The following is a 23,422-nucleotide window of genomic DNA, read 5'->3' on the forward strand; positions in this document are numbered from 1 at the left end:
CAGGGAAAGCATGGAGCGCCACGGGACGGCCGGAAACGCGCGGAAGCGCAGAAATCCGGGCAGGGGACGACGATCGCCCCCTGTGGATAAGTTTGTCGAAAAGCTATGGGCCGGACCTTGGCGGAATCGCTGCCGGCCAAACCGTCAGCCCGCACGGAGCCGAAACGAGTTTGATTTTACGGGCTTATCGCAGTTGCCGAGTCGGCGGGCCGGCGGATGCGCCGGCCATCGGCGCCAATGCCGTCACTGCTGCGGAGGAGGGGCGTCCTGGGGCGTGCTGCTTTCGCCGGCGGTGCCGCCGGGGGCGACGCCCAGCTCGGCGAGCGGATCGGCGGGAGGCTTGGCGCCGTTCTCGCTCTCGGCGACCAGATTCGCCTCGCCGTTCCGCTCCTTCGAGTGGAAGCCCACGATCGCCGCCGCCAGCAGGACGATCAGGAAGACGACGGCCAGGCCGGTGATACCGATCCGCACGCGCTGCATCAGGCGATGATCCCCATGCCGCCAATGTCCGCCAGGCTCGGGCGGAGGTCAATCGTCAATATCGTCGCCACCGGGCGACGGTCGTCCGGGATCAGCGGCGCAGCAGCGCCGGGACCGGCAGGCCCTTGGCCTCCAGCCAGGCCGGGTTGAACAGCGATGACAGGTAGCGCATCCCGGAATCGCACAGGATGGTGACGATCGTCTTGCCCGGGCCCAGTTCCTTCGCCAGCGCGATCGCGCCGGCGACGTTGATGCCCGAGGACAGGCCGACGCACAGCCCCTCGCTGCCGAGCAACGCGATCACCTGTTCGAGGCCCTCCTGGTCGGAGACGCGGAACTGGGTGTCGATCGGCGCGCCGTCGAGATTGGCGGTGATCCGGCTCTGGCCGATGCCCTCCGCGACGCTCGACCCTTCGGCCTTGAGCTCGCCATGGGCGAAATAATTGTAGAGCGCGGCGCCGTAAGGGTCGGTCAGCCCGATCACGATGTCCTCGCTGAACGCCTTGAGGCCCAGACCTACGCCGGCCAGCGTGCCGCCGGTGCCGACCGCACAGGTGAAGCCGTCGATCCGGCCGCCGGTCTGCGCCCAGATTTCGGGCGCCGTGGTGCGGATATGGGCGAGGCGGTTGGCGGTGTTGTCGAACTGGTTGGCCCAGAGGGCGCCCGGTGTCTCCTCGGCGATCCGGCGCGAGGTGTGGACGTAATGGGCAGGGTTCGAATAGGCGGTCGGCGGTACCAGCACGAGCTCGGCGCCCAGCGCGCGCAGCGTGTCCTGCTTCTCCTGGCTCTGGGTGTCGGTCATGACGATGATCGTGCGGTAGCCGCGGGCATTGCCGACCAGCGCCAGGCCGATGCCGGTGTTGCCGGCGGTGCCCTCGACGATGATGCCGCCCGGCGCGATCTGGCCGCGTTCCTCGGCATCGGTGATGATCGCCAGCGCGGCGCGGTCCTTCACGGAGCCGCCGGGATTCATGAACTCGCACTTGGCGAGGATCTCGCAGCCGGTCGCTTCGCTGGGGCCCTTCAGTCGAACGAGGGGAGTGTTGCCGATCAGGGCGAGCGCATCGGGCGCTATCATGTCATGTGCCATGCCGCCAAGCCTAGCCGAGCGACGCCGGGCTTGCCAACATAGCTTCTCTTGGGCGCGCGTCTTTGCTGCTTGGCAGCGCGGACAAATCGCCCCATCTCCGGTCGATGACCGATCCCCCCGTGCGCAAGGCCAGCTTTCCCCCCGTGGTTTCCGCCGACACCCGCCTGCTGCTGCTCGGCAGCCTGCCGGGCGAGGCGTCGCTGCGTGCCGCGCGCTATTATGCCCATCCGCAGAACCAGTTCTGGCGGCTGACCGGTGCGGTGATCGGCGACGAGGGGCTTCCCCTGCTCGACTATGCGGCGCGGCTCGACCGGCTGCGCGCCGCCGGGGTCGGCCTGTGGGACGTCGTCGCAGACGCGGTCCGCGACGGCAGCCTCGACGGTGCGATCCGCGATCATCGGCCGAACGACCTCGCCGCGCTGGTCGCGACGCTGCCGGCGCTGCGCGCGATCGGCTTCAACGGCGGCACGGCGGCGCGACTCGGGCGGCGGATGATCGGGGCGCCGGCGGGACTCGCGCTGGTCGACCTGCCGTCGAGCAGCCCCGCCTTCACCCGGCCGATCGCCGAGAAGCGGGAAAAATGGCTCCAGTTGCGCGAATTCCTCGACCCGATAGCCGAATTTTGCCGGAATTGACCGAATTTCGCATGTTCATGGCCCCTTCATCGGCACGCTGTACTTGACGCACTGCACACAAGGACTCAAAGACACCGCTCGTTATGCAGAACCACCACCGCTTCACCGCCGCCGCCCTTCTCGGCACCGCCCTCCTGCTCACCGCTTGCGGCAAGCCCGAAACCGTCACCGCCGGAAACGACGATCCTGATTCGGCCACGCTGAACGCCGCTGCGCCGGTCGAGCTGCCCCCGATGGTGACCGCCAGCCGCACCTATCGTTGCAAGGACGGCAGCCTGGTCTACGTCGATTTCTTCAGCAACAACACGGCCGCCTACAAGACCAAGAAGGAAGAGGCCGGCGTTTCGCTGACTGCTCCCGAGGCCGGCAAGCCCTACGTCGCCGAAGGCTATTCGATCAGCGGCGACGGCCCGCAGGTCGACATCGCCGCCCCGGGCAAGCCTTCGCAGAGCTGCAAGGCCTGATCCATCCTTCCCTGATCATGGAAAGGCCGGCTGGAGCGATGCTCCACCGGCCTTTTTTGATGCGTCGCGTCAAGCAGGTGGCTGGCAGACATCCACCCATGTCGCACCGGTCAACACCGCGAGCCTGCCGGGGGTGAGCCGCACCGACGCGGTCCGCGATCCGGCGGCCGGATAGACCGTCTCGAAATCCTTGAGCGAGACGTCGCAGTAGATCGGTAGCGGACTGGCCAGCCCGAACGGGCAGACGCCGCCCACCGGATGACCGGTCAGCGCCTCGACCTCTTCCGCACCCAGCATGCGGGGCCGCCCGCCGAGCGCGTCCTTGGTCTTGCGGTTGTCGAGCCGCGCATCGCCGCGCGCGACGACCAGCATCACCGTTTCGCCGACGCGGATCGACAGCGTCTTGGCGATCTGCCCCGGCAGCACGCCGAGCGTCTCGGCGGCTTCGAGCACGGTGGCGGTGCTGGCGCCCTGGTCGATGATCGCGATGTCGGGAGCGTGCGCCGCCAGGAAGGCGCGGACCGATTCCAGGCTCACCGGTCAGTCCTTGCGGGCGATCAGGGCAAAGGGAACGGTGGCGCGCGGGCCGATGCCGGCGAAATGAAGCTGGGCGACCGAAAAGCCGCGCGCGATCAGCATCACCGCGAGCCGTTCGACCTCGGACCGGGGAATTCCGGCCGCGCCGGCGTTGGCCGCCAGGTCGAACAGATGGACGGCATAGCCGCCAGGGCGCAGCACGCTCATCAGCTCGGCCAGCAGGTTGACGGTGCTGCCGGCGGCGTAGCCCTGCTCGGCCATGCCGATCGACCAGAGGAAATCGAAGCCGCGCTGATCGGCGGGCTGTTCGACGAGCGATATCAGCTTGCCGGGCAGCGCACCGTCGGGTCCCGGAACGGCATCGAGCGCCGAGCAGGCGAAGGCGTTCCAGGCGATCGACAGGCCGCCGGCGTCGGCCGGCGGGGCCGCCAGCGCCACATCGCTCCCTGCCGCGGCGAAAATCGGTGCGAGCGCGCGGCTCTCTTCGCCCCAGCCTATCCCGCAGGCGCCGGAACGGAGCATGCCGTAGCGATCGAGCGCCTGGGCGATGAAGGCGAGCCGCCACTGCGCGTCGGGTGCAGCGGGCCGCGGCGACAGGCGCGACGCCCAATGCTCGAAGGCCGGCTCGCCGAGTTGCGCCTCGGTCAGCGGCTGCGACGCGGGATCGATGAAGCAGGGCGTGTCGTCGCCGACCAGCCGCGCCGGCATCTGCAGGTCGGTCCCGGTGAAATGGGTCGGCAGCAGCGGCTGCTGCCCGGCCTCGTCATTCGCTTCGAGCTGTTCGGCGTGGATCGAGATGCCAGCGGCCTGCGCGTCGGTTCCCTCGGCGCAATAGCCGAAGGCGGCATAGGTGGCGCCGGCGACGCTGAGGAAGGGGATGGACAGGCCCCGCGCGACGGCGCTGGCGTCGCCGAGTTGGAGCCGGACCGAGGTGACGAAGATCGCGTCGCGTCCACTGCCCGGGATGAAGGCGTTGATGTTGACCCGCAGCTCGCCGAAGCTCGCCTTGAGCTTGTCGAAGCGGATCGTGAACAGCACCCGGCCCGGCCGGAACTCGACATAAGGCGTGTGGAAGACGTAGCGCGGATCGGGGCTGCGCTCCTTGCCGCCGAGCGGGCGGATCGCGCTGGCATGCCCGATCATGAAGCCGAACGGATCGAGATCGCGGGCGGTGTCCTGAGCGTGCGCTTCCATCGTCGCTCCCTTAGGATTGAACCTCATGGGCCGCAATGGCCGAGCTATTCATCGCCGGGTCGCTTGCGTCCGGCCTTCGCCCAGGGCTGTCCGATCCAGCGGCGATAGATGTCATGGGTCAGCCACAGCAGCGGGATGCGCCGTTCGGCGATGCCGGGCAGGCTCCACGGGTCAAGCCCGGTGACGGGCAGGAAGGGATTGCGGCGGCTATAGGCGAACAGCTCGATCCGGGTGGTCGGCCGGTCGCTGGCGGTGCGGGCGTGGAAGCCGTAGGTGTCGGCGACGACCAGCGTGTTGGCGGGAACCGCGAAGGCCTTGGCTGGCGGCAGGCCGAGGCCCGCCAGCTCCTCCTCCTGGACCCGGAAGGAACCGCGCGCCGACAGATAGTCCTGCTCGCGGCCGACGGTCAGGCTGCGCTCCCTTTCCCAGGCAAGCCGTTCGGGCGTCAGCCGGTGCGATCCGGGGACATAGCTGAACGGGCCGTCGGCGGGGCCGACGTCCTGGAGGAACAGCCAGGCCTTCATCGTCGGATGGAAGGTGTCCGCGTGGAGCCGGGTCTGCGGATCGGGCGGCGCGTCGTGGCGCCGGCTGAGGATCGACTGGACGTAGAGCAGCGGCTCGACGTCGAAACTGGCGACGTAGCGCGCCAGCCCCTGCCAGCGCGGATCGCCCAGGAAGGCCTTCATCGCCGGCACCGCGCGGACCAGTTCGGGGTCGACCGCATAGCGGCGGGTGTTCGTGTCGCCTTGCACCATCTCGCGCGCGGGGCCGGACCAGCCGAACAGCCCGTCGCGCAACGCGGCGAAGGTGGCGGGCGGAAGGAAGTCGCGCTTGATGACGAAGCCGTCGCGCTCGAACGCTTCGCGGTCCTCGGCGGCCACCTGTCCGGCGAGCCCGGCGCGACGCCGTTCGGCCAGCCGGCGCGCCTTCGCCACCCGCCAGCCATGGAGCCCGCGGCGGTTGAGCGCTTCCGATCCGATCAGCGGGTTGTCGAGGAAGGACTTGGCGCCGGTCAGCAGTTGCGCCGCCCACCAGGGCGCGAGGAGCGAACGCAGAATCGAACCGGCCATGGTTCCTCCTAGAGCATCGTTCGGTTTATCTGAACCGCTCATCCTGAGTAGGGACTGAGCCTGGCGAAGGCCCGTATCGAAGGATATTTCGAGCGTCAAAGGCCCTTCGAGACAGCATTTCGACTACGCTCAGTGCTTCCTCAGGGTGAGCGGAGGCAGGTGCATCAAATCAAACGCGCGATGTCCTAGGCGATGCCGCGCGCTTTGAGGATGGCTTCGATCGGGCCGACGTCGGTCGGGTTGTTGAGCTCGATCGCATCCCATTCGATCGGATCGAACGGCACCACCCCGACAGCGACGCCGCCTGCGAGGAAACGGAGCTGTTCGAGCCCTTCGAGCTGCTCCAGCTCCGACACACCCATCGCGACATAGCGGCGCAGCGCTTCGGGTCGATAGGCATAGACGCCGAGGTGGAGATGCACCGGCGGGAAGGGCAGGGCCGCCGCCTCGGGCGGCAGGTGCGGGATCACCCGCTTCGAGAAATAGAGCGCACGGCGGTCGGCGCCGAACACCACCGTGGTGCCGCCGACCCGGCCCTGCGCCTGGTCCTCGACGAGATGGGCATAGGTGCTCCGCGCGCAGCGGATCGCCGGAGTGGTCATCGCGACCTCGGGCGTCTCGCGCAAGGCGTCGACCAGCGCGGTGACGACATGGCCGGGCGTCAGCGGGGCATCGCCCTGCAGGTTGACGACGATCTCGGGCGCGATGCCGAGCCGGCCGATCGCGTCGGCGCAGCGCTCGGTGCCGTTGGCGCAACTCTCGGCGGTCATCACCACCTGGCCGCCGAAGCCGCGTACCGCGTCGGCGATGCGCTCGTCATCGGTCGCGATCCAGACCGCGGCCGGATCGACGATCGCCGTCGCGCATTCCCAGCTTCGCCGGATCAGCGGCTTGGACGTGCCGGTCGCGCCGACCAGCGGCGCCAGCGGCTTGGCCGGATAGCGCGATGACTGGTAGCGCGCGGGAATGATGACCGCGACGTCGGCCATGCCGGGCGGCGGGATCAGCTCAGGCCGTAGCGGACGAAGTCGTGGATATGGACGATCCCGGCCGGATAATCGGGCCGCTCGTCCTCCATCACGAAGACCGTGGTGATCTTGCAGTCGTTCATGATCATCAGCGCATCTTCGGCCAGCGTCTCGGGCGGCACCGTCTTGGGGTTGCGCGTCATCACGTCGGCGGCGACGCCGTCGCCCAGGTCGCCGACATGGCGGCGAAGGTCGCCGTCGGTGATCACGCCGACCAGCCGGCCGTCGTCGTCGATCACGCCGGCGGCGCCGAAGCCCATCGAGGTCATCGTCATGATCACCTCGCGCATCGGCGTGTCGAGGCGCACCAGCGGCAGGCTGGCACCGCCGTGCATCATCTCGCGCACCGCCATCAGGCGCAGGCCGATCGCCCCGCCCGGATGCAGCTTCTTCAGGTTGTCACGGGCGACGCCGCGCAGATCCATCAGCGCCATGCCGAGCGCATCGCCGAGCGCGAGCATCATCGCCGTCGAGCTGGTCGGGGCAATGTTGCTGGGGCAGGCTTCGCGGACCTGCGGGAGCAGCAGGCGGACGTCGGAAGCCTGCATCACGGGGGAATCGAGCCGCGAGGCGATGCCGATGATGCGGATACGCAGGCTGCGGCAATGCTGCATGATCGGCGTCAGCTCAGGCGTCGAGCCCGAATTGGACAGGACGATCAGCGTGTCGCCCGGCTGCACCATGCCGAGGTCGCCGTGCGCCGCTTCGGCCGGATGGATGAAGATGGCGGGCGACCCTGTCGCCGCGAAGGTGGCGGCGATCTTGCGGGCGATATGCCCCGATTTGCCCATGCCGGTGACGACGATCCGCCCCCGCGTCGCGTCCAGCATCCGCACGGCGCTGGCAAAATTGTCGTCGAGATAGGCTTCGAGCTGGTGGAGGGCGTCGATCTCCGCCCTGAGGACCTGGCGGCCGCGTTCCAATAGCTGTTTCGCGGTCGCCTCGGACCGGATGTCGTGTGTTATCACGCTCGTCTCCCTGGCCCCACCGCGCGTCGTGAAAATATACAGGCATGCATTTGTTGCAATAACAAATTGCGGCATTGCACCAAAACGGATCATGGGGCTGCGTAGTAACGACGGAGCCGTTTCGGGGTTGCCTTGATACTCAGCTCTTTTTTCGGACGATCATCCCGAACGAGGTCGAAACCCAGCGCAGCAGCTGCAATTTCAGATGCGGATCGCTGGAATAGGGCGGGAGGTCTATGAAACGGTCGAGATCGGTGTCTCCGCTGTCGAAGGTGATCGGCATCACCTCGTGCCCCTGGGCCAGCAGACGCTCGGCCAGCGTCTCGAAGTCGCGGCGGCGGAAGATCACCGTGCCGCCCTTTTCGAGGGTCGAGCTGTTCGAGCTGAGGTTGAGCTCGGTGGTGTGCACGGCGATGCCGCCCGGGGCCAGGCACTTCAGTGAATTCTCGAAGAAGGTCAGGCCGGCCTCGATCGACCCGAGATGCTCATAGGCGCAGGACGACCAGGTGAAGTTGAAGTCGACGAGATCGGCCGGGATCGCGTTCATGTCGACCGGGCGATAGCTGACGCGTTCGAAGAAGGCGGCCTCGTCGCAGAGCTGCGGATTGTGGATCTGCCGCAGGTTCGAGCCGAGCTGGGAGGTGTCGTTCCACACCTGCGCCCGGTCGTCGTCGGCGGCGAGATCGGTCGCGACCACCTGGCATCCCGCCGCGGCGAAGATCGATGAGAGCGGCTCGATTCCGACACCGAAGCCCAGGCCCCGCGATCCGGGTTTCAGCGCGCCGTAATATTCGAGCGCGCGGAGAATGAAGACGAACTCCCACTGCTTGCGGTGGCGGGTGGGGGCGTTGTCCATGCGGCGACACCATTCCGCATAGACGGGTTCGGCCATCTGCGAGGCGGTGCACATCTGCGAGATCGGATGGGCAAGGGTCGCGCGGCGGCGCACGACGATCTTCTTGAGGGCCCCGGTGCCCGGCGCCGACAGGAATTCGCGCCGCGCCGCCTCAAGCCGGGCGCGCAGCGCGTCGCTGCTGTCGCCGCCCTTCAGGCTGATCTCGATCCGGTCGGCCCGGGCGTCGGCGTCCTCGCTCAGCGTGCCCATGATCGCGTAGCTGTGGTGGGGCGACGCGAATTTGGTGACCTCGAACTCGCCGCCGTCGGCGACCAGCTTGTCGATCGGGAAGCTCAGCACCTTGGGCGGTACCGACTCGCCGGCCTCGGTGAGGCCGTTGATGTTGATGATAAGCTGTCCGCGGGTTCCCGTCAGCCCGGGCAGGCGGACCCGGTAGCGGAGCCGGCCGCCGGTCGACGGCACATAATCGGTGTGGAAGGCATAGCCGGGTACCAGGCTGGGATCGGCACCACCCTCGCCTGACAGCGCGCTCGTCTGCCCCGCCCAGAAGGAGAAGGGCTTGAGCAGGACCGCCACCTCGTCGCGTCGCCCGCCCGTGCGCAGGTCATGCCACCAGCGGAACGCCCTGGTCGCGATGAGGCGAAGCAGCGACCGATCCTGAAGCGAGGCGGGACGGGACTGAATGGGTGTGTTTACGGTCATGATCGATCGGCTGCTCTATGGCGGCACAAGGGCATGGTTTCAACCGTGTAGATGACGAACCGCCTCGTCGGGGCTGTCAGCATGACGTTGCCGGCTTAACCCAACCTTGCCGGTTCGGCCGCTCGCATTGCCAATCCGGCGGCCCGTCGCCATATTCGCACGGGTGGAGATGTTGCTTTGAACCAGCCAGGACTCGACCAGGGCGGCGACCGCGGATGGCGGCAGCGGATGAACACGCTGACCGCGCGGCGGGCCGACGCCAATCGCCCGCAGGTGCCGGCGGGGCAGCGTGTCTATGCGGTCGGCGACGTCCATGGCCGGCTCGATCTGCTGTTACCGCTGCTCGCCCATATCCGCGACGACATCGCTGCACGGTCGGAAGCCGACAACCATGTCGTGCTGCTCGGCGACCTTGTCGATCGCGGGCCATATTCTGCGGAAACCGTCGAATATGCGATCAGCGGCCTGCCCGGTTTCGCAACTTTCCATATCCTCATGGGCAACCATGAGGAGGCGATGCTGCGCGCGCTCGATCCCCAGGACGACCAGAGCCAGAACCTCTGGTTGAAGTTCGGCGGGTACGAGACGCTGGCCAGCTATGGCGTCCCCGTCGCGACGCTGGGGGAGGAGCTGCCGCCGGCCGAGACGCTGCGGCGCTACATTCCCGAGCGCCACCGCCAGTTCCTCGAAGGCCTGCCCGACGCAATCCGTTTCGGCGACTATGTGCTGGTCCATGCCGGGGTGCGCCCCGGCGTTCCGCTCGAGGAGCAGGATCCGAAGGACATGCGCTGGATCCGACAGGAGTTCCTCGATCACAAGGGCGATCATGGCGCCTTCATCGTCCACGGCCACTCGATCTCGACCGAGCCCGACATCCAGCCGAATCGGATGGGGATCGACACCGGCGCCTATCGCAGCGGCACGCTGACGGCGCTCGGCCTCGAAGGCGACCGCCGCTGGCTGCTCCGCGCCAGCGTGGTCGACGGCGAAGTTCAAACGAAATTAAGCAGCTTGGGATAGACCCCGACTCGACGGGCGCGGGGACAGGTCTCCGCGGTCCGTGCGGGATCGAGGGAGAAACGCCGGATGCGGCGGGTACGCGGAAGATCGGCCTTCGCGATCGAGGGGCGCGGCGATGGCGACGATGGCGGCGATGGGGCGCGCATGCGCTTCCTGCGCGGTCTCTTTCCGCGCGGCGACGCCCACGACCGGCAGTCGGTCGCGAACCGGGTGCGGATGGCGACGGACGCGCTGCCGCTGCTGCTGCTCGCCGACCTGATAGTCGCCGCCGGCCTGTGGCTGCTGTGCCGCTCCGCGGCCGGTGGCGCCGGTCCCTGGCTGATCGCGGCGCCGCTGCTGGCGATGCTCGCGGCGGGCGCGGTGATCCGGCTGGTCGCGCGGCGCGGGAAGGGGGCGCCCGCTCCCGAACGGATGCACGGTTTCGTCGCGCTGTTCGGGATGGTCCAGGGGCTCGGCTGGTCGACGTGGCTGCTCGCTTCCGCCACCGGGCTGGCGCCGTCGCGCTGGGCGTTCGCGGCGGTCGCGCATGGCGGGCTGCTGGTCGTCACGACCCTGGTCTTCGCGCCGGTGCCGACCGCTGCGCTGGCGCTGTGGCTCTGCCTGGCGATCGCGGCCACCGTCGCGCTTGGCCCCTGGGCGGCGCCCCTGCTGCTGCCACTGCTCGCTGTCGCGGTCGTCATGCTCGGCGGCATATCGGAGCGCAGCTATGTCGCCTCGCGTCGCTGGCTCGCCAGCGCCGCGATCGCGCTGAAGGCCTCGCTGCTGCTCGGCGAGTTCGAGGAGAGTGGACGCGGCTGGTTCTGGGAAACCGACGATCGCGGCCTGATCACCTATATCTCTCCACAAATCGCGGCGGCACTCGGCCTTCCAGCCGACCGGCTGCTCGGCACGCCGATGACCGGGTTGGTGCTGCACGAGGCCGGCGACGGCGCCGGTTCGGGCGCGGGGGAGCGGACGCTGGGCTTCCATCTGGCGACCCGGCTTGCCTTTTCCGAGATCGCGGTGCGCGCGGCGGCTGGCGACGACGTGCGCTGGTGGTCGCTGTCCGGCCGCCCGGCCTTCGACGAATATGGCAATTTCCTGGGCTTTCGGGGCAGCGGCACCGACTTGACCGAGATGCGCCGGTCCGAAGCCGAGGTGAAACGCCTCGCCAGCTATGATTCGCTGACCGGCCTGCCCAACCGCATCCTGATGCGCCGCACTCTCGACGAATCGCTGCGCGACGTCGCGGGCCGGCCTAAGCGCGCTGCGCTGTTCATGCTCGATCTCGACCGCTTCAAGATGGTCAACGACACGCTCGGCCATCCGGTCGGCGATGCCCTGCTGCGGCAGGTCGCGGCGCGGCTGCAGCGGGTCGTCCAGCAGGACGGGCAGGTCGGCCGGCTCGGCGGCGACGAGTTCAACGTCGTCCTGCCCGGCATCGTCGAGCATAACCGTCTCGCGACACTTGCCTCGGCGATCATCCAGGAGGTGTCGAAGCCCTATATGATCGACGGTGCGCACGTCTCGATCGGCGCCTCGATCGGTGTCGCGATCGCGCCCGACGACGGCGCCACTGCCGATGCGCTGGTCCGTAACGCCGATCTCGCCCTCTACGCCGCCAAGGCCGACGGCAAGGGCGTCCACCGCTTCTACGAGCCGGAGATGCATGCCAGCGCCAAGGACCGGCGCCTGCTCGAAATGGACCTGCGCGGGGTGATGAGCGAGAGCGGACTCCACCTCGTCTACCAGCCGGTCGTCGACGCGCTGAGCGAGGAGATCGTCTGCTTCGAGGCGCTGGTCCGCTGGGACCATCCGACGCGCGGTTCGGTCTCTCCCGCCGACTTCATTCCGGTGGCCGAGGAGATCGGGCTTATCCCGCAGATCGGCGAATGGGTGCTGCGGACCGCCTGCCTCGAGGCGGCGAACTGGCCTGATCCGGTGCGGGTCGCGGTCAACATCTCGCCGATCCAGTTCGCTAATCCGGCGCTGCCCGGCATCGTCCTGTCGGCGCTCGCCGCCGCGCAGCTCCCGCCGCACCGGCTGGAACTCGAGATCACCGAGGGCGTGTTCCTCAACGATGACGCCGCGACCGACGCGATGTTCGCCCGGCTCAAGGCGATCGGCGTCCGCTTCGCGCTCGACGATTTCGGCACCGGCTATTCGTCGCTCGGTTATTTGAAGAAGGCGCCGTTCAACAAGATCAAGATCGATCAGAGCTTCGTTCGCGGCGCGGCCGTCCCCGGCAACCGCAACGCTGCGATCATCCGCGCTATCGTCGCGCTTGCCGAAAGCCTGGAGATGGAGACGACCGCCGAGGGGGCGGAGACCCCTGACGAACTGGCGCTGATCCGCTCGCTCGGTTGCAGCCATATCCAGGGATATATCTTCGGCCGTCCGATGCTGTCGGACGAGGCGCGTGCGCGCGTCGCTGGATCGGGCAAGCTTGCCATGCCGGGCCTGCTGGTGACCCGGGATCCGCGGGTGGCGGTGCTGCGCTCGGCCACGATCCGCAGCGCGCGCGGCACGGAACCGGCCCGCATCCGCAACCTGTCGCGGTCGGGCGCGATGCTCGAATGCGCCATCCCGTTCCGGCCCGGCGAGGCGGTCACGCTCGATCTCGGCCATGGCAAGCCGGTCGAGGGAGTGATCCGCTGGGCCGATGAAGACCGGGTCGGCGTCGCCTTCGACGAGCCGCTCGAAGCCGACCAGATGGCCCCCCAACGCCTGGTCCGGGCGGCAAACGGCTAGGAAAGTCCTCCCCATGCCATGCATGGGGAGGGGGACCATCCGCAGGATGGTGGAGGGGTCATCCGCGCTCCGAACAGATGCGACGGATCGCATCCGCAACTGCCGCCACGTCCTTCAACACCTCCGCCGCGGGAAAACTGACAAGGTCGATCCGTTGCTCGGCCAGCCACGCCCGGCGCGCTTCGTCGCGCTCTGGCCGGTCGCCCATGTCATGCCCGATCCCGTCGGCCTCCACCGCAAGCCGCAGCTCGGGACAATAGAAATCGAGGACATAGGGGCCTGCCGGATGCTGCCGCCGGAAGCGGAAACCGACGCCCTTGCTCCTGAGCAATCGCCAGAGCAGGACCTCCACCATGCTGCGCATGGTCCCCCTCCCCAAGCTCCGCTTGGGGAGGATTTTTTAGTTGGCCATCAAGGTCGGGAAGAAGCCCTCATGCGCGTCGCGCAGCTTGTGCAGCGGCACGCCGGCGAGGGTCTCGCCGCCGGTGGTGCCGAGGCGACGGGCGGTGACGCCCGCGGTCAGCGCGGCGGCCAGGATCGAATCCGATTTGGCGGTGGTCACGATGTAGCGCGCCTGGTCCTCGCCGAAGGCGCGGCCATGGTCGAGATCGTCGACATGCGCGCCGATGCCGCCGGCCAGTGCCATCTCGGCGAGCGCGACCAGCAGGCCGCCGTCGGAGATGTCGTGGACTGCCGTGACCTGACCGTTCTGGATCAGCTCGCGAACGAAGTCGCCGTTGCGCTTCTCCAGCTCGAGATCGACCGGCGGCGGCGGACCGTCCTCGCGGCCCGCGATGTGGCGCAGCCACAGCGACTGGCCGAGATGGGCGCCGTCCTCGCCGATCAGCAGGATATGCTCGTCGGCGGCCTTGAAGGCGATCGTCGCCATCGCGTCGATGTCGGCGAGCAGCCCGATGCCGCCGATCGCCGGGGTCGGCAGGATCGCGCTGCCGGATCCATCGTCGTTCTTGGTCTCGTTGTAGAGGCTGACATTGCCCGACACGATCGGGAAGTCGAGCGCGGCGCAGGCCTTCGCCATGCCTTCGATCGCACCCACGAACTGGCCCATGATCTCGGGCCGCTGCGGGTTGCCGAAGTTCATGCAGTCGGTGGTCGCGAGCGGCTTGGCGCCGACCGCGGTGATGTTGCGCCAGCATTCGGCGATCGCCTGGGCGCCGCCTTCGACCGGATCGGCGAAGACGTAGCGCGGGGTGCAGTCGGTGCTGATCGCGATGCCCTTCTTCGTCCCGTGGACACGGACGACCGCGGCGTCGCCCCCTGGGCGCTGGACGGTGTCGGCGCCGACCATGTGGTCATATTGCTCCCAGATCCAGCGGCGGCTGGCGAGGTCGGGCGAGGCCATCAGCGCGAGCAGATTGTCGCCGATCGATCCCTTGGCCGGAACCGGACCGAGCGGCTCGCGCGGGGCGGTGGGCACCCAGGGCCGGTCGTAGAGCGGCGCCTCGTCCGCGAGCGGGCCCAGCGGGATGTCGCACACCGTCTCGCCGTCGAAGCGCAGCACCATGCGGCCGGTATCGGTGACCTTGCCGATCACCGCGAAGTCGAGCTCCCATTTGCGGAAGATCGCTTCGGCCTCGGCCTCGCGGCCGGGCTTGAGCACCATCAGCATCCGCTCCTGCGATTCCGACAGCATCATTTCATAGGGCGTCATGCCGGTCTCGCGGCAGGGGACGGCGTTCATGTCGAGCTCGATGCCGACACCGCCCTTCGATGCCATCTCGACGGAGGAGGAGGTGAGGCCGGCGGCGCCCATGTCCTGGATCGCGACGATGACGTCGGTCGCCATCAGCTCGAGACAGGCTTCGATCAGCAGCTTCTCGGTGAAGGGGTCGCCGACCTGTACGGTCGGACGCTTCTCTTCCGAATCCTCGGAGAAGTCGGCCGAGGCCATGGTCGCTCCGTGGATGCCGTCGCGGCCGGTCTTGGAGCCGACATAGACGATCGGGTTGCCGACGCCCGAGGCGGCCGAATAGAAGATCTTGTTCGTTTCGGCGACGCCCACGGTCATCGCGTTGACGAGGATGTTGCCGTCATAGGCGGCGTGGAAATTGACCTCGCCGCCGACGGTCGGCACGCCGACGCAATTGCCGTAGCCGCCGATGCCGTGGACGACGCCGGCGATCAGGTGGCGCATCTTGGGATGGTCCGGCCGGCCGAAGCGCAGCGCGTTCATGTTCGCCACCGGCCGCGCGCCCATGGTGAAGACGTCGCGCAGGATGCCGCCGACGCCCGTCGCCGCACCCTGATAGGGCTCGATGTAGGACGGGTGGTTGTGGCTCTCCATCTTGAAGATCGCGGCCTGGCCGTCACCGATGTCGACGACGCCGGCATTCTCGCCGGGTCCGCAGATCACCTGCGGTCCGGTGGTCGGCAGCTTCTTCAGATGGATGCGGCTGGACTTATAGCTGCAATGCTCGGACCACATCACCGAGAAGATGCCGAGCTCGGTCAGGTTCGGCGTCCGGCCGAGCGCGCGCAGGATGCGCTCATATTCCTCGGGCGACAGGCCGTGCTCGGCGACGATTTCGGGCGTGATCTCGGTGGGCTGGGTCATGCGCCGCCGATAGCGGGCGAATCGCCGCGCGCCTAGAGTGATTAACCCTCGATCGCATCCATCAGCATCTCCAGCGCGATCCGCACGCAGGCGATCCTGGCGGGGCCCCGTCCGAGCGGGCCGAGCCTGACTTCGCGATGGACGACCGGTCCGTCGCGCCTCGCGCAGGCGAAGTGGATCAGTCCGGCCTCGTCGTCCGGCCCCGCGGGTCCGGCGAAGCCCGTTACCGCGAGGACGAGATCGCCGTGCGAGCGGACGAGGGCGCCGGCCGCCATCGCCCGGGCGACCTCCTCGCTGACCGCGCCGCAATCGTCGATCATCGCCCGGTCGAGTCCCAGCAACTCGCACTTCGCGTCCTTGCTGTAGGTGACGAAGCCGCGTTCGAAGACATGGCCGGCCCCCTCGACGTCGGTCAGCAGCGACGCGAGCAGGCCGCCGGTGCAGCTTTCCGCCGTCACCAGCGACAGCTCCCGCCCGTTCGCCTCGCGCAGCACCGCGTGGGTCAGCGCCTCGACGTCGTCGGGCAGCGTGGCGGACAGCGTCTCGGTCACAGGTCCGCGTGTCCGTGTGGCTTGGCGTGGCCGTCGACCCGCATGTAGCGGCGGTCGAGATCGGCGATGATCGCTTCGCCTTCGGTGCCGGTCAGCTTCAGCAGGGCGTCGACCTTCGCTTCCAGGCGGTCGTCATTCTCCTTCGACGCCGGCGAGCCGACATAGAGGAAATAGGCGAGACCCACGACCTGCCAGATGAGCTGCAGGAATTCGGACTGCCAGTTCTCGAATGTGTCGCGGGCGATCTGCACGGCGAATTCGGAGACCGAGGCCTGCTGGCCATGCTGGATGGCCTCGTCGACATAGGCGAACCAGCCGAACACCCAGTGACCGGCGATGGAGACCAGAAAGAACAGGGCCGTTAGCCAGCCATAAGCATATTTCTTCATGGGATATCCTCACCTTGCCCGCGTCGGGCGACCATCAACGATGCTGTTCAAGGCCGCACCGGCGGGCCGGTGCGGCCGGGAACGATCAGGCGGGAACGAGGTTGACCGCGCCGGGTTTCGCCGCCGGAAGGCCCGATGCTTCGGCCTGCGACAGCAGCTCCTGTTTGCGCGCGAGCATCCGGTCGCGAAGCTCGACCAGGTCGACGTCGGTCTCGCGAGCCTGGGCGAACATGCCTTCCTTCGGCATCTCCTCCTCCCGTACATGGTGCTTGATGTCCTCCGACAGCACCTTGACCTTGGCATCGTAGAAATCGGCATCGGGATCGGCGCTTTCGAGGTCGTTGATCAGGACCTTGGCGCCGTCATGCTCGACATAGGCCTCGTCGAGCGTATCATCCTCGATCTTGCCGCGCAGCGCGGGGTAGAAAATCTCCTCCTCTATCATCGTGTGGATCTTCAGCTCGGTGCAGATCTGGTGGCAGATCTTGCCCTTTGACGCCGCGGTCCTGCTCTTCTCGAACTGTTCGAAAAGCTCCTCGACCTTGCGGTGGTCGGCTTTCAGCAACGCGATCGCATCGGTGAATTCCCGTGCAGCCATGGCAGCCTCCTCTTCATCATCATCTTCATCGGGGAAGCAGACAACGTGCGAGGCCGCGCCGCGCTGCTGTTGCGAAAGATTCTCAATCATTCCTGATCCAGATCAATCTTCCCCGTCGTGGACGAGGGGCAGGAGCTTTCGGTCTCCCGCGGCGTTGGTGCGGAGTAGAACAAGGGGACGAGGATGAAGGCGGAAACGATTGGCCGCGCGATCGGCGCGGCGAGCCTGGCTTTCGGCGTTGCGGATCTCGTGCTGGGGCGGCGCCTCGGTCGCGGCATCGGTGCAGGGGCCGAGATGGGCGGGCGGCTGTTCCGGATCGCCGGCGCGCGCGAAGTGGCGACCGGAGTCGCCGGCCTGCTCGCCCCGGGCAGCGCGGCGCCGGTCCGGTGGCGGCTGGCCGGCGACGCGTTCGACTTGGCGGCGCTCGCCTATATCGCCGCGCCCGCCAACCCGCGCCGCAAGATGGCGCTGCTGGCGCTTGGCGTGGTGGCAGGCGTCGCGCTGGCCGATTTCCTCGCCGCGCGAGCCCTCGACGAGGAGAAGCGAGATGGATGAGAAAAAGCAGCGCAAGCCCCTTCCCGATGCCGACAAGCTCGACCGGATCGAGGCTGGACTGGAGAAGGACGACCGCTCGCCGCTCGATCCGCCCGGCGTATCCGGCGGGACGGCCGGCACCGGCGGAGACAACAAGACGCAGGACGAGCTGAGCCGCTGATCACCGGGCCTTGGAATAATCGTCCGCATCATGCGTATCTGGGGCATGAGCGGATGGAGCAGCCATGAGATCGAGCGCGAGCTGCCGCGGCTGCGCGGCTATGCCCGCGCGCTGACGCGCGACGCCGTCGCCGCCGACGATCTCGTCCAGGAGGCTCTGCTGCGCGCCTATGAACGCGCGTCGACCTATCGGCCGGAGCGGTCGCTGCGGTCGTGGCTGCTGTCGATCCTCCACAACCTGTTCATCGACCATAAGCGCCGAGAGGGCAGCGAGCAGCGGCGCAACGCCCGGCTCAGCCTGCTCAGCGAGGGGCTGGTCGCTCATGGTGGGCAAGAGCAGGCCGTGTTCCTGCGCGAGATCGCGGCGCGCTTCGAGGCGCTGCCAGAGGAGCACCGCGCCGTCATCAGCCTGATCAGCGTCCAGGGGCTGAGCTATCATGAGGCCGCGACCACCCTCGGCGTGCCGGTCGGCACGGTCATGTCGCGGCTGCACCGCGCCCGCGCCGCGTTGCGCGAACCTCAGGCCGCCGAGGCGGCCCGCCTGCATGTCGTTGGAGGCAAGGATGCATCCTGAACCCGTCACCGAAGCCGAGATCCAGGCCTATCTGGACGGCGAACTCGACCTTGGCCGCCGGCTCGAGGTGGAGAGCCATCTCGCCGCCGATGCCGAGGCTGCCCATATCTTCATGGAGGATCTGCGTCTCAGGACCTCGCTCAGGCTTCTGGCGACTGATCTCGCCGATGCTCCGCCGGAGATGCTGTCGGCCGCTGCCCGCTTGTCGGCCCGGCTGGGCGACGGACCGGCGCGCAGCTTCCGCAAGCTGTGGGGCGGCCGGATGATGCAGGGGCTCGCCGCGGCGGCGCTGCTGATGATCGTGGTGCTGCCCGGGCGCGACGTCCAGGCCCGCCCGCCCGCCTATGTCGGCGATGCCGTCGCCGCCTATCGCACCGGCCTGCTGCGCGAGGCGATGGCCTCGCAGATCGAGACGCCGCGCTTCGATGCGGGCGAGGTGCAACGCAGCACCCGCATCCGCGTGCCGCGCCTGCCCGCCCAATGGGTGGTGACCGACGCGCAGATATTCCCGTCGAAGGAAGGGCCGGCGCTGCAGCTCATGGTGCGGACCCCCAATGCGAAGAAGCTGTCGCTGTTCGCCGTCCGGGCGCAGAGCGACGCCCCGGTCGCACCGACCGCGGTCCGGCACGAAGGCGCGTCGGTCGCCTATTGGCGCGAGGGCGAGATGTCCTATGCGATCACCGGCCCCGAGGCGCCCGAGGCGATCGACACGGTGGCCGAGACCTTCGTCGACGACGCGGTCTGATCGGACGTCGCCCGCACGATGGACGGATTTCTGATGCCGGGGGATTCGGTCCCCTGGTTCGCGGCGTCGACGCTCGACAAGCCCCGTTTCCAGTTCGACAGCATTGCCGGCCGCCATGTCGTCCTGCTGTTCGTCGGCAGCGCGGCGACGGCGCAGGCGGAGGCGGCCCTGGCCGCCCTGGTGGCGCAACGCGACCTGTTCGACGACAACCGGGCCTGCTTCTTCGGGGTGACGGACGATCCCGAGGATGCTGTCCGGGGACGGATCGCCCATATGATGCCGGGTATCCGCTGGTTCCTCGACCATGACCGGTCGATCGCCCGGCGGTGCAGGGCGATCGACGCGGCCGGGCAGACCCGGCCGCACTGGCTGCTCTGCGATCCGATGCTGCGCGTCGTCGGCCGTGCCGGGATCGGGGCCGGCACGAGGCTGCTCGATGCGCTGCGGACGCTGCTCGCCCGGCCCGAGCCGGACCTGCCCGCGCCGGTCCTGGTCGCGCCCAACATCTTCGAGCCGGACTTCTGCCGCCGCCTGATCGACCTCTACGAGCGGCATGGCGGCCAGCCGTCAGGCTTCATGCGCGATATCGACGGCCGGACGGTCGGCGTGATGGATTCGTCGGTCAAGCGACGGAGCGACTATCATATCGACGACGACGAGCTGCTGCGCGAGCAGGTCAGGGCGCGGCTCGTCCGCTTCCTGCTGCCGCAGATCGAACGTGTCTTCCAGTTCCGGGCGAGCCGCATCGAGCGCTACATGATCGCCTGCTACGACAGCGGTGACAACGGCTTCTTCCGGGCGCATCGGGACAATACGACGGCCGGCACCGCCCATCGCCGCTTCGCCTGCACGATCAACCTCAACGCCGGCGACTATGAGGGCGGCGACCTGGTCTTCCCCGAATTCGGCCAGCGCCGCTATCGCGCGCCGACCGGTGGTGCGGTGGTCTTCTCCTGCTCGCTATTGCACGAGGCGACGCCGGTCACGCGCGGCAAGCGCTATGCCTATCTGCCTTTCCTCTACGACGAGGCCGCCGCGCGCCAGCGAGAGGAGAACGCCAGATCTGACAAGGTCGCCGCGGACCTCGCCACCTATCGCGCGGAGGCGTAAGTCCATCCCTCAGCTGGGGCAATAGGCGCCCGAATCCGCCCAGGCCTTGAACAGCGCCCCGAACTGCGCCTGGGTGCCTGGTGCGGGCGTGCGCTTGCCGCCGGGGTGCCAGCCCCAGCCGACCAGCTCGTCTTCGGCCATGTGATGGACGAGCTCGGCCATGCTGCGGCCGCCGTTGCGGTTGCTGTCCTTGATCTGCGCGCAGATCGCACCGAGCGATTTGCCGGCCCAGGCCATCTCCTCCGGCGCGAGCTGCCATTTCGGATTGCCGGGAACGCCCGCCGGCTCGAAATTCCCGGCATGGTGGCAGGTCATGCAACGCATGCCCGCCGCACCCATGCCGCCGTCGCCGCGCACGACCAGCGGCATGTGCGGCCGCATCGCGTCGGTCTGGGTCGGCCGCTGGCCGGCCGGGTGGCAATTGGTGCAGCGCGGATGCTGGATGACCTTGCCGACCTCGGCGAACAGCGCGAGCGAGCGCGCCTTGCGGTCCTTGATCCCGGCGAAGTCCGACAGCGGGCGCAGGCTGGTCGCCATCGGCGGCGTGGCTGCATCCCCCTTGTCGCCGGCGCCGGCGGCGATCCCCGCACCGGCGACGGCCAGCGCGGCGAAGGCCGCGACCATCGACAGCCGGGCGATCATGCCCGCACCATCGGCAGGCGGGCCGGGCGCTTGCCGCCGAGCGCGGCGAGCGCGTTGGCGACGGCGGGGGCGAGCGGGGGGACGCCCGGCTCGCCGATCCCGGTCGGGGGGGCGGTGGACGGGACGACGACCACTTCGATTTCGGGCATCTCGTTGATCCTCAGCGATCGATAGTCGTTGAAGTTGGAGACGGCGGGAACACCCTCGACCAGCGGCACCTCGGCATAGAGGGCGTGGCCCAGAGCATAGCCGATCCCGCCTTCGACCTGGGCGCGGATGATGTCGGGGTTCACCGCGATGCCGCAGTCGACCGCCGCCCACACCTTATGGACCCGCGGCTCGCCATCGGTGCCGACCGAGACCTCGGCGATCTGGGCGACATAGCTGTTGAAGCTCTCGACCACCGCGACGCCGCGGGCGCGACCGTTCGCTGTCTGCGGACCCTTCCACTGCGCGAGTTCGGCGACCGCCTTGAGGGCGCCCGCCGCGCGCGGGGACTTGCCCATCATCGCCAGCCGCCCGGCGACCGGGTCCTGCCCTGCCGCCGCCAGCAGCTGGTCGACGAAGCATTCGACCGCGTAGCCGGTATGGGTGTGGCCGACCGACCGCCACCACAAAGTCGGCACCGGCGACTTGGCGACATGGACGTCGCAGCGGAAGTCGGCGATCTCGTAGAGCAGCTCGCTGGCGCCCTCGCTCATGATCGAATCGATGCCGTCCTTGACCGCGAAGGATTCGAACGGCGATCCGATCATGAACGACTGGCCCATCATCGTGTTCGACCAGGCGGTGATCCGGCCGTCCTTCACCGCGCCGCGGAAGCGGTGGACGAACAGCGGGCGATAATAGCCGCCATGGATGTCGTCCTCGCGCGTCCACACCAGCTTGACCGGGGTGCCGACCGGCATCGCCTTGGCGACCTCGGCCAGCTCGGCGGCGAGATGCGCGGTCGCCTGGGCGCGGCGGCCGAAGCTGCCGCCGGCGAGCAGCGTCTCGATCTCGACCTTCTCCATCGGGATGCCGAGCACCTTGGCGATCGCGCCCTGGTCTATCGTCTGGCCCTGGGAACCGAAGCGTGCGCGGGCGGTGGTGCCGTCCCAGACCATGAAGCCGTCGAGTGGCTCCATCGGCGCATGGGCGAGATAGGGGAATACATAGTCCGCCTCGATCACATCGCCGCCGGCGGCCAGGGCCTTGTCGACGTCGCCGGTGGCGCGGTGGACGCGGCCGGGCTTGCGCGTCTGCTCGAGATAGGCGGCGATCATCTCGTCGGTGCCGCGCATCTCGGCCTGGCTGTCGTCCCAGGCGACCTTGAGTGCCTTGCGTCCCTTGATCGCGGGCCACATGCCGCGTCCATAAACGGCTACCCCGCTCGATATCTGGCGGACCGCGACGACGCCCTTGACCTTCAGCGCCTCGGCGGCGTCGAAGCTCTTCACCCTGCCGCCGAAGCGCGGGCTGCGCGCGACCAGGACGGTCAGCATGTCCGGTGCGGTCATGTCGATGGTGAACTTGGCGCGGCCGGTCGACTTGTCGGCGCTGTCGACGCGCCGACCCGGCTGGTCCTTGCCGATCAGGGTGAAGGCGGATGCGTCCTTGAGCTTGACCTGCTTCGGCGCCGGCAGCTTGGCGGCCGCCGCGGCGAATTTGCCGAAGCCGGCCGAACGGCCGCTGGCCTTGTGGCTGATGACGCCCTTGGCCACCGCGATGTCGGTAGTCCGCACCTTCCATTCGGCGGCGGCGGCCTGCACCAGCATCGCCCGCGCCATCGCGCCGGCGCGGCGGAGCTGGTCGAAGCTGTTGGCGATCGCGGTCGAGCCGCCGGTGAGCTGCGCGCCGAGCAGCGAGTTGGCGTAGATCGCGACATTGGCGGGGGCGCTCTCGACCCGCATCTGCGCCCAGTCGGCGTCGAGCTCCTCGGCGGCGATCGTGGCAAGGCCGGTATAAGGGCCCTGGCCCATCTCCGTATGCTTGACGATCACCGTCACGACATCGTCCGCACCGATGCGGATGAAGGCGTTGGGATCGACCGGTGCCGGGCCCCTGGCCTGCGCCAGCGCCTTGCCCGCCCCGAACGGCAGGCTCAGGCCGATGACCAGCGCGCCCGCGCCCTTCAGCGCGTCACGGCGGGAGAGGGTGGTGTGATGCGCGCCCATGGTCATGCCGCCGCCAGGGTCTTGGCCGCGGAATGGATCGCGGCGCGGATGCGGACATAAGTGGCGCAGCGGCACAGGTTGCCGTTCATCGCCAGGTCGATGTCGCTGTCGCTGGGCGTCGGATTCTCGCGGAGCAGGGCGACCGCGCTCATCACCTGGCCCGACTGGCAATAGCCGCACTGGGGCACGTCGTGCGCCACCCAGGCATCCTGCACTGCCTTCGCCTCGGGTCCCTCGACCGCCTCGATCGTGGTGATCTCGCCGGTCACGCCGGAGACCGGCATCGTGCAGGAGCGCAGCGGCTGGCCGTCCATGTGGACCGTACAGGCGCCGCACATCGCGACGCCGCAGCCGAACTTGGTTCCGGTGAGGCCGAGATCGTCGCGGATCACCCAGAGCAGCGGAGTATCCTCATCGACGTCGACGCTGCGATCGGTGCCGTTGACTTTGATGGAGTAGGCCATGGAGTCGACCTCAGAATGTTACGGTAGGTAACATCATAGCGCCTTCGATCGCCATGTCACCAAAAACGGGCTATATATGGCTGTTTATAGCGCTTTCGCGGCGGTCGACGGAACCGGCGCCGCCGCTTAT

General features: G+C 68.4%; 25 protein-coding genes. 9 read left to right on the top strand and 16 right to left on the bottom strand.

Annotated features, from left to right (window positions below; genetic code table 11):
* Window positions 1-243: 243 nt before the first annotated feature.
* Window positions 244-480 carry a hypothetical protein gene (locus B5X82_RS05805; protein WP_079647157.1) on the bottom strand — a complete coding sequence of 79 codons (237 nt, stop codon included), beginning with the start codon at window positions 478-480 and terminating at the stop codon, window positions 244-246.
* 91 nt (window positions 481-571) lie between these two features.
* Window positions 572-1,570 (bottom strand): cysteine synthase A, encoded by a 999-nt coding sequence (locus tag B5X82_RS05810; protein ID WP_079647158.1) that lies wholly within the window; start codon window positions 1,568-1,570, stop codon window positions 572-574.
* A gap of 104 nt (window positions 1,571-1,674) precedes the next feature.
* Here B5X82_RS05810 and B5X82_RS05815 point away from each other — a divergent pair, with 104 nt between their 5' ends.
* Both B5X82_RS05815 and B5X82_RS05820 read left to right on the top strand, forming a co-directional pair.
* A complete protein-coding gene (locus tag B5X82_RS05815) occupies window positions 1,675-2,205 on the top strand; it encodes a DNA-deoxyinosine glycosylase (protein ID WP_176152471.1) in 531 nt (176 codons plus the stop codon).
* Window positions 2,206-2,288: 83 nt separating this feature from the next.
* The gene (locus tag B5X82_RS05820; protein ID WP_079647160.1) at window positions 2,289-2,669 is read left to right on the top strand and encodes a hypothetical protein; all 381 of its coding nucleotides are present in this window, start codon (window positions 2,289-2,291) and stop codon (window positions 2,667-2,669) included.
* Between the two features lie 69 nt (window positions 2,670-2,738).
* On the opposite strand, the gene B5X82_RS05825 is transcribed toward B5X82_RS05820, so the two are convergent.
* The 6 genes from B5X82_RS05825 to B5X82_RS05850 form a co-directional block, all read right to left on the bottom strand.
* Window positions 2,739-3,206 (bottom strand): YbaK/EbsC family protein, encoded by a 468-nt coding sequence (locus tag B5X82_RS05825; RefSeq protein WP_079647161.1) that lies wholly within the window; start codon window positions 3,204-3,206, stop codon window positions 2,739-2,741.
* Between the two features lie 3 nt (window positions 3,207-3,209).
* Complete coding sequence (locus tag B5X82_RS05830) at window positions 3,210-4,400, bottom strand: hypothetical protein (protein WP_079647162.1); 1,191 nt, start codon at window positions 4,398-4,400, stop codon at window positions 3,210-3,212.
* 44 nt (window positions 4,401-4,444) lie between these two features.
* On the bottom strand, window positions 4,445-5,470 hold the full coding sequence (locus B5X82_RS05835; RefSeq protein WP_079647163.1) for a phytanoyl-CoA dioxygenase family protein: 1,026 nt from the start codon (window positions 5,468-5,470) through the stop codon (window positions 4,445-4,447).
* A gap of 185 nt (window positions 5,471-5,655) precedes the next feature.
* Window positions 5,656-6,459: a 3-deoxy-manno-octulosonate cytidylyltransferase family protein gene (locus B5X82_RS05840; RefSeq protein ID WP_079647164.1), complete on the bottom strand. Its 804-nt coding sequence runs from the start codon at window positions 6,457-6,459 to the stop codon at window positions 5,656-5,658.
* A 14-nt stretch (window positions 6,460-6,473) separates the two neighbouring features.
* The gene (locus B5X82_RS05845) at window positions 6,474-7,466 is read right to left on the bottom strand and encodes a KpsF/GutQ family sugar-phosphate isomerase (RefSeq protein WP_079647165.1); all 993 of its coding nucleotides are present in this window, start codon (window positions 7,464-7,466) and stop codon (window positions 6,474-6,476) included.
* Window positions 7,467-7,605: 139 nt separating this feature from the next.
* Window positions 7,606-9,024: an SAM-dependent methyltransferase gene (locus B5X82_RS05850; protein WP_079647166.1), complete on the bottom strand. Its 1,419-nt coding sequence runs from the start codon at window positions 9,022-9,024 to the stop codon at window positions 7,606-7,608.
* A gap of 177 nt (window positions 9,025-9,201) precedes the next feature.
* Between B5X82_RS05850 and B5X82_RS05855 the strand changes: the two genes are divergently transcribed.
* Complete coding sequence (locus B5X82_RS05855; RefSeq protein ID WP_235862606.1) at window positions 9,202-10,044, top strand: metallophosphoesterase family protein; 843 nt, start codon at window positions 9,202-9,204, stop codon at window positions 10,042-10,044.
* Between the two features lie 66 nt (window positions 10,045-10,110).
* The gene (locus tag B5X82_RS05860; protein ID WP_079647167.1) at window positions 10,111-12,774 is read left to right on the top strand and encodes an EAL domain-containing protein; all 2,664 of its coding nucleotides are present in this window, start codon (window positions 10,111-10,113) and stop codon (window positions 12,772-12,774) included.
* A gap of 58 nt (window positions 12,775-12,832) precedes the next feature.
* Here the strand turns inward: B5X82_RS05860 and B5X82_RS05865 are convergent, their stop codons facing one another.
* From B5X82_RS05865 to B5X82_RS05885, 5 genes are all read right to left on the bottom strand, one after another.
* A complete protein-coding gene (locus tag B5X82_RS05865; protein WP_079647168.1) occupies window positions 12,833-13,138 on the bottom strand; it encodes an endonuclease domain-containing protein in 306 nt (101 codons plus the stop codon).
* Between the two features lie 36 nt (window positions 13,139-13,174).
* Complete coding sequence (gene purL, locus B5X82_RS05870) at window positions 13,175-15,349, bottom strand: phosphoribosylformylglycinamidine synthase subunit PurL (RefSeq protein ID WP_079647169.1); 2,175 nt, start codon at window positions 15,347-15,349, stop codon at window positions 13,175-13,177.
* A gap of 41 nt (window positions 15,350-15,390) precedes the next feature.
* Window positions 15,391-15,900, bottom strand: a complete 510-nt coding sequence (locus B5X82_RS05875) for a CinA family protein (RefSeq protein WP_079647170.1) — start codon at window positions 15,898-15,900, stop codon at window positions 15,391-15,393.
* A complete protein-coding gene (locus tag B5X82_RS05880) occupies window positions 15,897-16,289 on the bottom strand; it encodes a DUF6766 family protein (RefSeq protein WP_079647171.1) in 393 nt (130 codons plus the stop codon). The genes B5X82_RS05875 and B5X82_RS05880 overlap by 4 nt, the downstream gene beginning before the upstream one ends.
* 85 nt (window positions 16,290-16,374) lie before the next feature.
* A complete protein-coding gene (locus B5X82_RS05885; RefSeq protein ID WP_079647172.1) occupies window positions 16,375-16,887 on the bottom strand; it encodes a hemerythrin domain-containing protein in 513 nt (170 codons plus the stop codon).
* A gap of 183 nt (window positions 16,888-17,070) precedes the next feature.
* On the opposite strand from B5X82_RS05885, the gene B5X82_RS05890 reads away from it, so the two are divergent.
* From B5X82_RS05890 to B5X82_RS05905, 5 genes are read left to right on the top strand one after another with little or no spacing between them, the layout of a single operon-like run.
* Window positions 17,071-17,442 carry a hypothetical protein gene (locus B5X82_RS05890; protein WP_079647173.1) on the top strand — a complete coding sequence of 124 codons (372 nt, stop codon included), beginning with the start codon at window positions 17,071-17,073 and terminating at the stop codon, window positions 17,440-17,442.
* Entirely contained in the window at window positions 17,435-17,602 is a 168-nt protein-coding gene (locus B5X82_RS26685) for a hypothetical protein (RefSeq protein WP_176152472.1), read from the top strand. The genes B5X82_RS05890 and B5X82_RS26685 overlap by 8 nt, the downstream gene beginning before the upstream one ends.
* A 30-nt stretch (window positions 17,603-17,632) precedes the next feature.
* Window positions 17,633-18,175, top strand: a complete 543-nt coding sequence (locus B5X82_RS05895; protein ID WP_235862607.1) for a sigma-70 family RNA polymerase sigma factor — start codon at window positions 17,633-17,635, stop codon at window positions 18,173-18,175.
* Window positions 18,165-18,920 carry an anti-sigma factor family protein gene (locus B5X82_RS05900; RefSeq protein ID WP_079647175.1) on the top strand — a complete coding sequence of 252 codons (756 nt, stop codon included), beginning with the start codon at window positions 18,165-18,167 and terminating at the stop codon, window positions 18,918-18,920. The genes B5X82_RS05895 and B5X82_RS05900 overlap by 11 nt, the downstream gene beginning before the upstream one ends.
* Window positions 18,921-18,953: 33 nt before the next feature.
* The gene (locus tag B5X82_RS05905) at window positions 18,954-20,030 is read left to right on the top strand and encodes a 2OG-Fe(II) oxygenase (RefSeq protein WP_235862608.1); all 1,077 of its coding nucleotides are present in this window, start codon (window positions 18,954-18,956) and stop codon (window positions 20,028-20,030) included.
* A gap of 9 nt (window positions 20,031-20,039) precedes the next feature.
* Here B5X82_RS05905 and B5X82_RS05910 read toward each other — a convergent pair whose 3' ends face one another.
* Genes B5X82_RS05910 through B5X82_RS05920 form a run of 3 tightly spaced genes read right to left on the bottom strand, consistent with a single transcriptional unit; the run spans window position 20,040 to window position 23,292 of the window.
* A complete protein-coding gene (locus tag B5X82_RS05910) occupies window positions 20,040-20,672 on the bottom strand; it encodes an Isoquinoline 1-oxidoreductase subunit (protein ID WP_079647177.1) in 633 nt (210 codons plus the stop codon).
* Window positions 20,669-22,834 carry a xanthine dehydrogenase family protein molybdopterin-binding subunit gene (locus tag B5X82_RS05915; RefSeq protein WP_079647178.1) on the bottom strand — a complete coding sequence of 722 codons (2,166 nt, stop codon included), beginning with the start codon at window positions 22,832-22,834 and terminating at the stop codon, window positions 20,669-20,671. The genes B5X82_RS05910 and B5X82_RS05915 overlap by 4 nt, the downstream gene beginning before the upstream one ends.
* Window positions 22,831-23,292, bottom strand: coding sequence for a (2Fe-2S)-binding protein (locus B5X82_RS05920; protein ID WP_079647179.1), 462 nt, complete (start codon window positions 23,290-23,292; stop codon window positions 22,831-22,833). The genes B5X82_RS05915 and B5X82_RS05920 overlap by 4 nt, the downstream gene beginning before the upstream one ends.
* Window positions 23,293-23,422: the final 130 nt, after the last annotated feature.

The organism is Rhizorhabdus histidinilytica (genome assembly GCF_900167915.1).
Taxonomy (GTDB): Bacteria; Pseudomonadota; Alphaproteobacteria; order Sphingomonadales; family Sphingomonadaceae; genus Rhizorhabdus; species Rhizorhabdus histidinilytica.